Source organism: Streptomyces sp. NBC_00490, from assembly GCF_036013645.1.
GTDB classification, from domain to species: Bacteria; Actinomycetota; Actinomycetes; order Streptomycetales; family Streptomycetaceae; genus Streptomyces; species Streptomyces canus_F.
The window spans coordinates 9,915,389-9,928,324 of the sequence record NZ_CP107869.1; the positions used below are offsets into that span (position 1 = coordinate 9,915,389).

A 12,936-nucleotide genomic window follows, 5' to 3' on the forward strand; every position below is an offset into this window, starting at 1 on the left:
CGGACAAGGGCGTGGGAGTAGCATGGCTAATTGCTGAGAGCGCTTTCTGCGCCGGTGGTTGGTGCGGCATTCGTACATGCGCTGGTGAATCCCAGCAAGCCTTGTCAGCGGACCAGCAAGCCAACACTTTGTAGCAAGAGGAGTATTGCGTGTCATTGAACCTCTTTCATCCTGAATAGTCGCAGGTCAGTAGTACGTGGATGGCTTGGACGGTGCGGCTGATGCGGCGGGTGGAGCAGCGTGCTCGTCGCATGATGCGCCAGGACTTGAGTCGGGCGAAGGCTCGTTCGCCGGGGGCTCGCAGGCGGGCGTGGTCGCGGTTGAACTGCTGGTAGTGCGCGGGCTGTTCGCTGTGGTGGTAGTAGGGGGTGCGGACGGTGGCGCCGGCTCCCTGGTAGGCGCGGTCGGCCAGGATGAGGATCTGCCGGGTCAGGCAGGCCTGGACGATGCCGTGGGCGCGGGCGGAGGTAAGGTCGTGGGTGCGGCCGGGCGTCGCGCGGGAGAACCATAGCGGTGTGCCGTCCGGGGCTGCGATGACCTGGACGTTCATGCCGTGCTTGCGATGCTTCATCGAGTAGTACGGCTCGTCCGCCTTGATGCGGTCGGTAGGGATGAGGGTGCCGTCAACGATGACGTGGTCGCCCTCGCCGAGACCGGTGAGAGCTTCCTGGAGGCCGGGCGCCCAGGAGGACAGGATGTCCAGTGTCTCGTCGACGTAGCGCCAGGCGGTGCTCTCGGATATGCCGAAACCGGCGCCGAGCTGCGCGAACGTCTCGTTCTTACGCAGGTGGACCAGAGCGAGCAGAGCCTGTTGGAAGCAACCGAGTCTGCGCCAACGGGTGTTGCGTGCGCGTCGGTGTTCGTACAGCAGCCAGGCAACATGCTCGACGAGCTCGTGCGGGACGTCGAGCGTGGCAGGATACGGAACCAACAGGGCTCCTCTGGTCGCCGGTGTGCTGAGTGGAATCACCACGCCAACGACGAGGGGCCCTGTCTCGTCACCAGACCCGCTGACCAGCCCATTTCACCCGCCAGCACAGGATGAAAGAGGCTCATTGACCAACTACCGCCTGGCGGCGGCGACCTTGGCCCTCGCCACCGCGCTCGTGGGCGTAGCCGGTGCGGGCACCGCCATGGCGAGCACGGCCGCGGCGGCACCTGCCGCGGCGGGCAACGAAACGGCGGCGGACCTGTTTCCCGTCGACTTCGTGAACCTTTCCACGAGGACTCTTCCGGCCTCGGGGAAGTCGCACACGTTCGTCGTGTCCTACCGTAATGACTCATCCGTGGACCAGGTTGTGGCCCCGCAAATTCTCGTGGAGTCTCCTGATGCGGGCCCCTTCCTGGCACCTACTGACATTCAGGTCGAGCGGCGCAACGCCGACGGCTCTCGCGAAGCGGTACCCGTCGCGAGCCAGACCGGCACGCTGTTCACCGATCTCGTGAGTGTTCAGCGCACCCTCCGTCCGGGCGAGACGCTCACGGAGCGGTACCGGGTCTCGGTGATAACTCCTGGTGCCGTGGGCACCGTCCAGCCGCGCGTGGCGCTGTACGGCTGACCTTACGACGCCTTGCCCGACCGGCTGTGGTGGTGCACCTCCGAAGGGTGGTGCATCACCACAGCCGCCTCGGGCCTGCCTGCAAAACCCACGGTCTCCTGGCTGCTCAGATGGGGCTCAAGGGCCAGAGCCGCCCTGCAAGCCGGGTGGCTCGCTGGGGCAAGGAGAATCTGACCGTCTTCTTCCGCGCCGAGGCCGAACAGGGCGAGGCGAGCCATCCCGATCTGCTGGCCCCGGCAGATCATCCTGGTCTTCGACGGCGCCGTCGCCCGTGGGGATCGGAGCCGACGAGCTGACAGGGCTCGTCACGCCGATCGTGACCACCCTGTCGATGCGGCAGGCGTGCACTGACGCGTCCCCTTTCGAACAGGCGCCGTGACTGCCCTCCCCAAGGGCTGTCCCGCGACTCCGACGATCTCGGCTTCAGCGGTGGTCCGGACGCAAGGTTCAAGCGTCACTGGGACCGGGGAGCCGGCCGGTGTGCTGGGCCCAGGCGTCAGCGCGTCGGATGATGTCCCATACGAATGCATCCTTTGCTTGGACGTAGCCGGGCCGGTCGTTGCGGAACTTGGCCGCGCAGTGCCGTTTGAATGCTGCGTACTCGGTCGCGGCAGACGCGTGATGCCGGAGGTAGTCGCGAAACAGCAATGAGAACTGTTCGGAGAAGCTACCTAGCTGCCGCACGTGCACGTGTGTCCGGGATTGGCCTGGAGGTTCCCGGAAGTACCGCTTGGTCCGTTCGGGATTGTCCGCCCGGTACACGAATCCCATGCCCGTCAGTGGTTCCAGGAATGCGTCCGTCGGCTCCAACGATGCCACTGAGATCTGGAGGTCGATCACCGGCTTGGCCGCCAGTCCTGATGCCGAGGTGGACCCGATGTGGTCGATACGAGTCGCAGCATCGCCGAGGGCCGCACGCAGGCTCACGCCCAACCTGGCGAACATCGTTGGCCAAGCAGGGGCATAAGGCGCGATCTCGACCGGCTCTCTCACGTGGAAGAGTGTTCCCCGCCTCGCACGGGTGCAGGCGCACGAAGATCTGCTGCCCCTGGGCGCAGTCAGCGCAGCCGAGAGCGAATCCGGCCGACGAGATACGCCGGGGACGGCCGTGGAGTCTTCCGTTGGAAGGCCGGGTGTTGCTGGTGGCGGCGTAATGGCGCACGAACCTGACCATGCGCCAACTGGCCCCGCTGTTCGGGGTGTCGAAATCCTCGGCGGACCGGATCATCGACCGCGTCGGCCCGCTGCTCGCGCTGCAGCAGCGCCGACGTTCCGCAAGGATGCCGTGCTCATCGTCGACGGCACCTTGGTTCCCACTCGCGATCACACAGTCGCGGAGCAGGCGAAGAACAATTGGTATTCGACCAACCACCAGGTCGTCATCGATGCCGACACCCGCCTGGTCGCGCTCATCGGCCGACCGCTGCCCGGCAACCGCAACGACTGCCGCGCCTGGAGCGAGTCCGGCGTGAAGGACGCCGTCGGTACCACGACCACCATTGCCGACGGTGACTGCCGGGGACCGGGCTGGTCATCCCGCACCGTCGCTGCAAGGGCGAGGAACTTCCGGCCAACCGCTGTGCGGATGACGCGCCCGCGCCCTGGTGCTGCGGATGGCGACTCACCTTGTGCATGGAAACCGATCGGTTTACGATGATGGAAACCGGTCGGTTTCTCGATGAATCCAAGGACTGGTCCGTGGTCACGTCCCCTTCGGGCGGGCCCTGTCCGAATCATCCGTCTGCAGCAGTTCACCCAAAGGGAAGCCAGCGAGATGCCCAGCCCAGAGCAACGTCCCACGATTCACGTCCCGGGGACCACGAGCCACACCATCGCCCCGCGCGCAGGACACCGCAACGGCGAGGGAACCCTGCGTTACCTCAAAGCCGGCACCGGCGCCCCCGTGGTCCTGCTGCACACCGTGCGCACACAGGCCGAGCACTTCCGCGCCCTCATCCCGCTGATCGCGGACCAGTACACCGTGTACGCCCTCGACCTGCCGGGGATGGGCTACTCCGAGATCGTGCCTGGTGCGTCGTACGACGAGCCGGCCATGCGCGCCGGCGTCGAGCGGCTCCTGACCGAACTCGACCTCCACGACGTGACCCTGGTCGGGGAGTCCATGGGGGCGGTGCTCGCCCTGACCACCGCGGCCGACCTGCCCGAGCGGGTCCGGCGCGTCGTCGCGGTGAACACGTACGACTTCCGCGGCGGTATCGCCCGGTCCAGTCTTCTCGCCCGTGTGGTGGTCAGCGGTGTCCTCACTCCGGGGGTGGGCCCGGTGGTCGCCGGGGTGGAACCCAAGGCTGTGGTCCGCAGGATCCTGCGGGGCGGGCTGGGCGACAAGACCGCGCTGCGGGAGGACTACCTCGACGAACTCCTCCAGGTGGGCGGCCGCCCCGGCTATTCGAGCGTCGCCCGGGCCGTGTACCAGAGCCTGCCCAGTCTCATCGACGCCCGCTCGCGCTACCCAGAGGTCAAGGCACCGGTCCACCTCGTCTACGGGGAGAAGGACTGGTCGCGGCCATCGGACCGGCAAGCCGACAAGGAACTGCTGCCGGCCGCCGATTTCACACAGGTCCCGGGAGCAGGTCACTTCGTCGCCTTGGAACGCCCCGACCTGCTGGCCGACCTGCTGAACGCGGTGGCGTGACCGCCCCGAGAGCGCTGTAGCCACCCCCGTCCGGGGTGTAGTGCGGGACGGGGACCACGTTCGATCAGGTGTCTCACACCGTCGTGGCGCTCACAGCAGTGCGGCCGGCCGGTGGGGGCACGGCCTGCGGAGCGCAGGCGGTTCGGCGCGCGGCGGGGTGGTGGCGAAGCCGACCGCCTCCTTGTTGTGTATGCCGTTGATGACCCGGGCGCAGGCGCCAGCTCAGACCGTGGTCGGTGCTCAGGCCGGTGCTCAGGCCGGTGCTCGGGTCTGCAGGGGGAATGGGCGGTGAGGTCGGCACGGGACCGAGGAGGTGGTTGCCCTCGACAGCCTCTGCCCCTGCCTGAGCGGCATCTCTTTGCGGGTAGGTGAGCCCGCAGCTATCCTCATACTCAACAATGCGACTAGGTGCCCAGTTGATTAAGCGGTGGCCGTGTGCCACTTTCATCAGCACCGTTGATGAGAGGCGGTCGGCCCCGTGTCGAGCAGGTCGAGCAGTGGGTATCTGCGCTATGTCGCCCTGGGCGACAGTCATACCGAGGGTCTTGGGGACGGCGACGACGTCCGTGGTCTTCGGGGCTGGGCGGACCGGCTCGCCGAGCAGGTCGCTCACCACAGCCCTGGCCTGCTCTACGCCAACCTCGCGGTGCGCGGCCGTAAGGCCGGTCAGGTGCGCGCCGAGCAGCTGGCTCCGGCTCTCGCGATGCGGCCCGACCTCGCCACCGTGGTGGCCGGCGTCAACGACGTGCTGCGCCCGGGCTGTGACCTCGACGAGGTGGCCGGCCATGTCGAGGCGATGTTCGCCGCGCTCACCGCGCAGGGCGCCACCGTTGCGACCCTCATGTTTCCCGATGTCGGGCGTATCACGCCGTTGGCCCGCCCGATCGGTCACCGTGTTCTCGCACTCAACGCGCGCATCCGGGAGGCCGCCGGCCGCCACGGCGTGGTGGTGGCGGAGACGGCCGCGCACGCGGCGGCGACCGATCCGCGGTTGTGGAGTGCTGACCGGCTGCACGCCGGCCCGCTGGGACACGCGCGCATCGCGGCTGCCGTGGCCCAGGCGCTCGGTCTGCCGGGCAGCGACGACAAGTGGTCCCTTCCCCTGCCGGCCGAGGGGACAGACAGCTCTGTCTGGAGGACCGTGGGCGCCGAAGTGCGCTGGGCCGGCACCTTCCTCGGCCCCTGGGTCGGCCGCCGCCTGCGTGGCCGCTCCTCCGGCGACGGCCGCCAGGCCAAGCGGCCGGCCCTGCTTCCGGTGGCCGCGTCCACCGGGGACGCCTCCTCAGCCGTATGAGGCTCCGCCCGCGACGACGCCGGCGGCTCCTCCTGCTGCACTTCTCTCTTCCTCGTACCGGAGCTGGCAATGAGTAACGCCCACCCCTTCCGCGTCCTGCGCGTGAAGCGTCTGTGGACCGTCAACGGCGTGATCGTGGGCTTCGTGGCGCTGCTGTTCACGGTGTTCTACGTCGGCGCCAACATCGACCCCGCCGGTCACCTGCACAAGCTGCCCGTCGGCCTGGTCAGCGCCGATGAGGGGGCGAAGATCGGTGGCAAGCAGACCGACCTCGGTGCACAGATCACCCAGTCGATCAAGAAGTCGTCCCAGGGCGGAGACAGGATCGACTGGAAGGTGATGGACGAGTCGGAGATGAAGGAGGAGCTGGGCAAGGGCAAGTTGTTCGGCGCGCTCGTCGTGCCTCGCGACTTCACCGCCACTGTGGCCGCCCTCACCGGCCCCGGGGTGGCCGGCAAGCCCGTCCGCCCGACACTCACCGTGCTGACCAACCAGTCCGCCGGCAGCGTGGGGTCGAGCATGGCGCGACAGGCCACGACGACGGCCGCGCAGGCGGCCTCCGCGCAGCTGGGTGAACAGCTGACCGCTCAGGCCGAGGCCGCGCAGGCCCAACTGCCCGCTGCCGCGCGCCTGCTGCTGGCCGACCCGGCCGTGGTGCAGATCGAGGACGGGCATCCGCTCGACTCGCACAGCGGCCTCGGTCTCAGTGCCTTCTACTACTCCCTCGTCCTCGTCGTCTGCGGCATGCTCGCCGCCAACGTCATCAGCGGCCAGGTGGACCACGCCCTCGGCTACACCCACAGCGACATGGGCCCGCTGCGGATCCACAACCCGCTGCTGCGCGCGACTCGCGTCCAGACCCTGGCCATCGGTAGCACGCTCATGATCGGTCTGTCCCTGCTCATGGGCAGTCTGGCCCTGGCCGGTGCGGTGGGCATCATGGGCATGGACGCCTCTCACCTGCCCCTGCTGTGGCTCTTCTCCGTGTGCACGATCGCGGTTGTCGGCATCGGCGGGCTCGGACTGCTCGCTGTGTTCGGCACGCCGGGCATGCTGTTCATCACGATCTTCTACATCGCCATGGCGGTACCGACGTCCGGCGCCACTGTCCCCCTCCAAGCGCTCCCCGGTTTCTACCGCGCCCTCGGCGAGTTCGAGCCCCTGCGCCAGGTCACGGGCGCCGTCCGCTCGATCCTCTACTACGACGCCCAGGCTGACGCGGGTCTGACCCGGGGCTGGGTGATGCTGGGCGTGGGGCTCGCGGTCGCCGGCCTGTTCGGCTTCGGCGTGACCCGGTTCTACGACCGCAAGGGACTCCATCGCATTCCCGCCGACGAGGAACCGCAGCCGGTCCTCGCTCGCTGATGTCGTCGGCAGGAAAGGGCCTGTGAACTGGGGCCATTCCCCTCACCGAGCGACACCAGGTAGTGATCAACAATAATGGGGTGAAACATGGTGGGCTGATCGAGCATGCTGGCTCGGTGCAGCATTATGAAGAACAGCCGTTGTCCGGTGGGAACGTCAGCGCTGGTGTGGTCCGCGTCGGAGACACCGTTCGTCGCCCGAGCGGGCCGTGGACTCCCGCAGTGCACGCCTTGCTGACCCATCTGTACGAGGTGGGGTTCCGGGCGGCGCCTCGTCCACTGGGCATCGACGACCAGGGCCGTGAAGTCCTGACCTTCATGCACGGCCACGTGGTCTGGCCCGATCGGTTTTCTCTGCTCGAGTCCGCTCGGAACCTGGCCGGGGTGGCAGGGCTGATCCGGGACTTCCACGATGCCGTGCAGGGCTTCACACCACCGGCTGACGCGCACTGGCAGGTGTTGATCCCTGCCGAGGACAGCGACATCATCGCCCATCACGATCTGGCCCCGTGGAACCTCGTGGCCGGCGACGAGGGCCAGTGGGCCTTCATCGACTGGGACACCGCCGGCCCCGGTTCCCGCCTGTGGGACGTCGCGTATGCCATGCACGGGTTCATTCCGCTGTCCGCTCATCCGGACTGGCAAGCCCCCGACGCCGCAGACCGGCTGCGCGTCTTCGCCGACGCCTACGGCCTCGACGAAGACGAACGCCGGCGGCTGGTCCCTCTGCTCGGACGCCGAACGCGATCCATGCACGACTTCCTGCGCGAGCAAGCCGCCCGGGGTGTCCAGCCCTGGGCAACCCTGTGGACCGAAGGCCACGGCGACGCCTGGCGAAACGATGCCGAATACATCGAGCAGCGCGAAGACCAGTGGAAGCACGCCCTGCTCGGCGATTGATGCCGTCTCCGACTGTCTGATCGTTGTTCGGTACATCGGGCGAGCTGATCTGACGGATGCCGAGTGAGAGCGGCATCGGCTACACGGCAAGGGAACGATCCCGATCACATTCGAGAACTCGGGGTAGAGCCGGACCATGCTGCCTTCCGTCCACACCTGGTCGTCGCTCAAGCCGTGCGCGGCCGGCCCTTCCTCCAGCGTCACACCCTGAAAGCGCAGCGCGTTCCGCCCACCCGACATCCAGTCACGGCGCTATGGGTGGACCGACTTCTCACTCACCCGTAACTCCCGGGCATTGCACGGGACTTTCACGTTCTCCCCGAAGAGGTGAGTGGCCCCGCATGCGTACCTCTTCGGGGCGCGCTCACCAGGACCGAACGCAGGCGGTTCCGGAAACAGTCGCCTACCGGACCAGGCAGGGGCGCGTGCTGTCGAACTTCCAGTCAGGAATGAGGTATTGCATCGTGACGGCATCGTCGCGGGCCCCCAACTTCTTTTCCTGGTAGAGGTCGTGGGCTGCGAGGAGTCGGTCCATGTCGAGGTGGACGCCCAGCCCCGGCGCGTCGGGGACCGCGATCTCGCCATCGGTGATGAGCGGTGGGGCGGTGGTGAGGCGTTCCAGTCCTTCCTGCCAGATCCAGTGGGTGTCCAGGGCGTTGTACTCGCCGGGGGCCGCGGCGCCGCAGTGGGTCACCATGGCCAGGGAGATGTCGAAGTGGTTGTTGGAGTGGCAGCCCCAGGTCAGTCCCATCGCGTTGCACAGCTGTGCCACCCGGACGGAGCCCTGCATGGTCCAGAAGTGTGGGTCGGCGAGCGGGATGGAGACCGACTGGAGGGCCAGGGCGTGGGTCATCTGACGCCAGTCGGTGGCGATCATGTTGGTCGCGGTGGGAAGGCCGGTGGCGCGGCGGAACTCGGCGAGGATCTCCCGTCCGGAGTAGCCGTCCTCGGCTCCGCAGGGGTCCTCGGCGTAGGCGAGCGTGTCGACCAGCGGACGGCATAGTTCGATCGCTTCGCGCAGTGACCATGCGCCGTTCGGGTCGAGGGTGATGCGGGCCTCGGGGAAGCGGTTCTTGAGGGCTCGTACGGCCGCGACCTCCTCGGCGCCGTTGAGGACGCCCCCCTTGAGCTTGAAGTCCCGGAATCCGTAGTGGTCGTAGGCCGCTTCGGCCTGACGGACGATCGCCTCGGGGGTGAGGGCCTCCTCGTGGCGGACCCGGTACCACTCGACGGGGGAGTGGGGTTCGCGGACGTACTCCAGGTCGGTCCGGTCTGGGTTGCCCACGTAGAAGAGGTAGCCCAGCACCCGTACGGAGTCCCGCTGTTGCCCGTCGCCCAGGAGCGCCGCGACGGGCACGTCGAGGTGCTGTCCGAGCAGGTCGAGCAGGGCGGACTCGATGGCGGTGACCGTGTGGACGGTGGTGCGCAGGTCGAAGGTCTGGGCGCCCCGTCCGCCGGTGTCGCGGTCGGCGAACCGGTCGCCGATGTGGCGCAGGACGCGCTTGTAGTCGCCCACCTTCGCGCCGACGACCAGCGGTTCGGCGTCGCGCAGCGTCTGCGTGATCTTCTCCCCACCGGGTACTTCGCCCAGTCCGGTGCGTCCCTCGGAGTCGGTGAGGACGACGATGTTGCGGGTGAAGTAGGGGCCGTGGGCGCCGGAGAGGTTCAGCTCCATGCTGTCCCGGCCTGCGACCGGGTAGACGGAGAACGCCGTGACGGTCGGCTGTCCGATACTCATCGGGTGTGTCCTTCTGCGGGGGAGAGGGTGCGGGTGATCAGAGGTTGCCGGTTCAGGGGGGTGCGGTTCAGAGGTTGAGGATGTCGAGGGCCCACTCGGCCGCCAGGACGCCGCCCAGGCCGAGAACGGCGAGCACCGTCGTGTAGGTGGTGCGGACCTTGATCGCCTCGACGACGGAGAGGTTGAAGTACTCCTTGAACAGCCAGAATCCGGGGTCGTTGACGTGGGAGCACGCGATGGAACCGCAGGCGACGGCGAGCACCATGATCTCCGGGTGGACCCCGCTGCCCGCCAGGAGCGGCAGCACCACGCCGGAGGCCGTGACGACGGCGACCGTCGCCGAGCCGAGCGCGATGCGGAGGATGACGGCGACGAGCCAGGCAAGGATGATCGGTGAGATGGACCAGCCGTCCGTGGCGTCCTTGATGTAGTCGGAGATGCCGCCTTCGACGAGGACGTTCTTGAAGGCCCCGCCGGCGCCGATCACCAGAAGGATCATTGCCATCGCCTTGGCCGCCGAGGTGCAGGAGGCGCCGACGTCGTCCAGGCTGCGGCCGATCCGCGGTCCGAATGCCCACGCCGCCAGGCAGAGGGTCAGCAGCAACGCGATCGGGGCCGAGCCGATGAAGGCGACGGTGTGCAGGAGCGGGCTCTCGGTGGAGGTGGCCATGTCGGTCACGGCGGCGGCCACGATCAGCACCACGGGGAAGAGCGCCACGAACAGCGACCAACCCAGCCCGGGCATCTCCTCGTCGGTGAACTCGCGTTCGCTGACCAGTCCCTTGGGGATGGAAGGGTTCATCGCTTTGATGAAAGGAAGACGAGGCCAGGTCAGGGCGATGAGCGCACCGGCGGGAACGGCTATGAACAGGCCGTAGAACAACGTGAGTCCGACGGAGGCGTGGAAGGTCGCGGCGACCGCGGTGGGGCCGGGGTGCGGCGGCAGGAAGCTGTGCATGGTGGACAGGGCGATGGACATCGGCAGGCCGACCCACAGCAGTTTCGTTCCGGTGACCCTGACCAGGGTGAAGGCTATGGGCACCACGATGATGAACGCGACCTCGTAGAACATGGTCACGCCGATCAGCATGGACGTGACCACCATGGCCACCTGGACCCCGCGGGGGCCGAAGGCGTCCAGGAGCTTGCCGGCTATGCGCTGAGCGGCGCCCGAGTCCCCCATGATGCGGCCGACCATGGCACCGAGTCCGATGGTGAGCATGGTGTCGCCGATCTGGTCCCCGATGCCTTCGGAGAGGACGTCCGGGATGGTCGCCACCGGGATTCCCCGGACCAGTGCGACGCCGACCGCCACGAGCAGGAGGGCTGCGAAGCCGTTGACTTTCAGCTTGGTCATGAGGAGCAGCAGAATCAGAACACTGATCCCGACTACGAGTATGGGCATGACAGTTCCCCTTTGAACTGTTGGCTGGGCAGTCGGACGCTCCGTCGGCGGAAGGCTGAGGGCAGTGGCGCGTGGCAGAGCCGAGGAGGAGCGGCCGGGCTCGAGAGGTGACCGGGTTCGTCAAGCGGGTCGTCGTACGGCGCCGACCAGGCTCAGTCCGTGGTCGAGCACCTTCTCCAGATCGGCGAGGTCGGCCGGGCCGGGGTCGGTGAGCGGGGCGCGCACCGGGCCGACCGGGAGGCCGCGCAGCCGGGCGGCGGCCTTGACCAGGGAGACGGCGTAACCCGGCACCCGGTCGCGCAGTTCGACCAGCGGGACGTAGAACTCGCGTAGGAGTGTGGTCACGCCCGCGTCGTCCCGGTCCCGCAGAGCGGCGAAGAAGGCGTTCGCGATCTCGGGTGCGAAGGCGTGGACGGCCGAGGAGTAGGCGGGCACGCCGACGGTGGCGTAGGCGCGGGCCTGGATCTCGGCGGTAGAGGCGCCGTTGAAGAAGAGGAAGCCGTCGGGCGCGGCCAGTGTGAGGCGTTGGAGTCGGTCGAGGTCGCTGTGTCCGTCCTTGAGGCCGATGACGGTGGGGATGTGTGCGATCCGGCGCAGGCTGTCGGCGGTGAAGGCGACTTGACCGCGCTGGTATGCGATGAGTGGCAGCCGGGTGCCGTCGGCGATGTGGCGCAGCTGCTCCACCAGTCCGTCCTGTGGGGCACCGACCAGGTAGTGGGGCAGTACCAGGGCGGCGTCCGCACCGGCTTCCTCCGCGATACGGGCGAAGCGCAGCGCCTGTGCCCAGCCGTAGCCGATGCCGGCGACCACCGGCAACCGCCCGTCGGCGATCTCGACCGTGGTCCGCACGACAGCCCGGTACTCGTCCTCGTCCAGCGAGAAGAACTCCCCGGTCCCGCAGGCCGGGAACACCGCGCCGGGTGCGCTTGTCAACCGGTCGGCCAGGTATGCCCGGTAGGCGTCCAGGTCGAGGCCGCCGTCGTCCCGGAAGCTCGTGAGGGGGAAGGACAGTACCCCGCTCGCCATTCCCGCACGGAGCCGCTGGACGACCGCCGCGGCCTCGGTGCTGATTGCTGTCATGCCTGCCGCCTGTCCCTGTATGCAGATGCTGTCTATGTATGCAGATGGAGGCTAGGACCATGAACCCGATGGGTCAATGGGTGCGCAGCCACGAATAGCCGCGGAATTACGATGAGCGCATGTCAGAGACGAGAGGCGTTCGCGGGGTGAAGTCAGCGGCCCGGACCGTCGTGCTGCTCGAACTCCTCGCCGAGCGGGGTGAGCAGCCGTCGCGCCTGGATCAACTCGCGGAGGAGCTCGGTGTGCCGCGCAGCAGCATGTACCAACTGCTCCAGACCCTCGTCGAATGCGGCTGGGTCCGCACCGATGCCACCGGCTCCCTCTACGGCATCGGCATCCGCGCGCTGCTCACCGGCACCAGCTACCTCGACGGCGACCGGCGCATCCGCCTGGTCCGCCCGTACCTCGACGAGGCGTCGGACGCGCTCGGCGAGACGATCCACATGGCACGACTCGACGGCACGGACGTCGTCTACCTCGCCACCCGCGAGTCCCACGAGTACCTGCGCACCATCAGCCGGGTCGGCCGTCGCGTCCCGGCCCATGCGGGCGCGCTGGGCAAGGCGTTGCTCGCCGAGCGCGCCGACGACGAACTTCCGTTCACCGACGGGCAGTTGACCATCCTCACGAAGAACACGCACGCCGACCGCGCCGCACTGCTCGCCGACCTGTCCCAGGTCCGCGAGCGCGGCTACTCCATCGACCGCGAGGAGACAGTGCCCGGTATCGCCGGCTTCGGATTCGCCCTGCGGTACGACACACCGGCCACCGATGCCATCAGTTGCTCGGTGCCGGTGGCCCGGTTGACCAGGGAACACGAGGCCCACATCATCTCCGTGATGCAGGAGATGCGAGCGAAGATCGAAACCCGCCTGCCGCCCGTCTCCGGCGTACCCGACTGGCGCTGAGGCCGCGGGCATACGCCCAACTCTTCGTCGTTGAA

At 68.0% G+C, this 12,936-nt stretch carries 11 protein-coding genes and 3 pseudogenes; 8 read left to right on the forward strand and 6 right to left on the reverse strand.

Translation table 11 applies throughout. From position 1 onward, the window contains the following. Positions 1–166: 166 nt before the first annotated feature. Complete coding sequence (locus tag OG381_RS45300) at positions 167–973, reverse strand: transposase family protein (RefSeq protein ID WP_327721831.1); 807 nt, start codon at positions 971–973, stop codon at positions 167–169. Between the two features lie 82 nt (positions 974–1,055). On the opposite strand from OG381_RS45300, the gene OG381_RS45305 reads away from it, so the two are divergent. Both OG381_RS45305 and OG381_RS45310 read left to right on the forward strand, forming a co-directional pair. Further along, positions 1,056–1,559 (forward strand): signal peptide protein, encoded by a 504-nt coding sequence (locus OG381_RS45305; RefSeq protein WP_327721832.1) that lies wholly within the window; start codon positions 1,056–1,058, stop codon positions 1,557–1,559. Between the two features lie 98 nt (positions 1,560–1,657). After that, positions 1,658–1,910: pseudogene (locus OG381_RS45310) on the forward strand (TetR/AcrR family transcriptional regulator); the annotation flags it as partial. A 96-nt stretch (positions 1,911–2,006) separates the two neighbouring features. Here OG381_RS45310 and OG381_RS45315 read toward each other — a convergent pair. Next, positions 2,007–2,552 carry a GrpB family protein gene (locus OG381_RS45315; protein ID WP_327721833.1) on the reverse strand — a complete coding sequence of 182 codons (546 nt, stop codon included), beginning with the start codon at positions 2,550–2,552 and terminating at the stop codon, positions 2,007–2,009. Positions 2,553–2,629: 77 nt separating this feature from the next. Here OG381_RS45315 and OG381_RS45320 point away from each other — a divergent pair. The 5 genes and pseudogenes from OG381_RS45320 to OG381_RS45340 all read left to right on the forward strand — a co-directional run. Continuing rightward, positions 2,630–3,128, forward strand: a pseudogene (locus OG381_RS45320) (transposase family protein); the annotation flags it as partial. A 205-nt stretch (positions 3,129–3,333) separates the two neighbouring features. After that, positions 3,334–4,212, forward strand: a complete 879-nt coding sequence (locus OG381_RS45325) for an alpha/beta fold hydrolase (protein WP_327721834.1) — start codon at positions 3,334–3,336, stop codon at positions 4,210–4,212. Positions 4,213–4,690: 478 nt separating this feature from the next. Next, on the forward strand, positions 4,691–5,506 hold the full coding sequence (locus OG381_RS45330; RefSeq protein WP_327721835.1) for an SGNH/GDSL hydrolase family protein: 816 nt from the start codon (positions 4,691–4,693) through the stop codon (positions 5,504–5,506). Between the two features lie 69 nt (positions 5,507–5,575). Beyond that, a complete protein-coding gene (locus OG381_RS45335) occupies positions 5,576–6,871 on the forward strand; it encodes a DUF3533 domain-containing protein (RefSeq protein WP_327721836.1) in 1,296 nt (431 codons plus the stop codon). 80 nt (positions 6,872–6,951) lie between these two features. Further along, a complete protein-coding gene (locus OG381_RS45340; RefSeq protein WP_327721837.1) occupies positions 6,952–7,770 on the forward strand; it encodes a phosphotransferase enzyme family protein in 819 nt (272 codons plus the stop codon). A gap of 147 nt (positions 7,771–7,917) precedes the next feature. Here OG381_RS45340 and OG381_RS49765 read toward each other — a convergent pair. The 4 genes and pseudogenes from OG381_RS49765 to OG381_RS45355 form a co-directional block, all read right to left on the reverse strand. Then, positions 7,918–8,131, reverse strand: a pseudogene (locus OG381_RS49765) (IS630 family transposase); the annotation flags it as partial. Positions 8,132–8,173: 42 nt separating this feature from the next. Continuing rightward, positions 8,174–9,502, reverse strand: coding sequence for an enolase C-terminal domain-like protein (locus OG381_RS45345; RefSeq protein ID WP_327722727.1), 1,329 nt, complete (start codon positions 9,500–9,502; stop codon positions 8,174–8,176). 73 nt (positions 9,503–9,575) lie between these two features. Continuing rightward, positions 9,576–10,913, reverse strand: coding sequence for a gluconate:H+ symporter (locus tag OG381_RS45350; RefSeq protein WP_327721838.1), 1,338 nt, complete (start codon positions 10,911–10,913; stop codon positions 9,576–9,578). A 120-nt stretch (positions 10,914–11,033) separates the two neighbouring features. Next, positions 11,034–11,993, reverse strand: a complete 960-nt coding sequence (locus tag OG381_RS45355) for a 5-dehydro-4-deoxyglucarate dehydratase (RefSeq protein ID WP_327721839.1) — start codon at positions 11,991–11,993, stop codon at positions 11,034–11,036. Between the two features lie 119 nt (positions 11,994–12,112). Here OG381_RS45355 and OG381_RS45360 point away from each other — a divergent pair, with 119 nt between their 5' ends. Continuing rightward, positions 12,113–12,901 (forward strand): IclR family transcriptional regulator, encoded by a 789-nt coding sequence (locus OG381_RS45360; RefSeq protein ID WP_327721840.1) that lies wholly within the window; start codon positions 12,113–12,115, stop codon positions 12,899–12,901. Positions 12,902–12,936 lie beyond the last annotated feature (35 nt).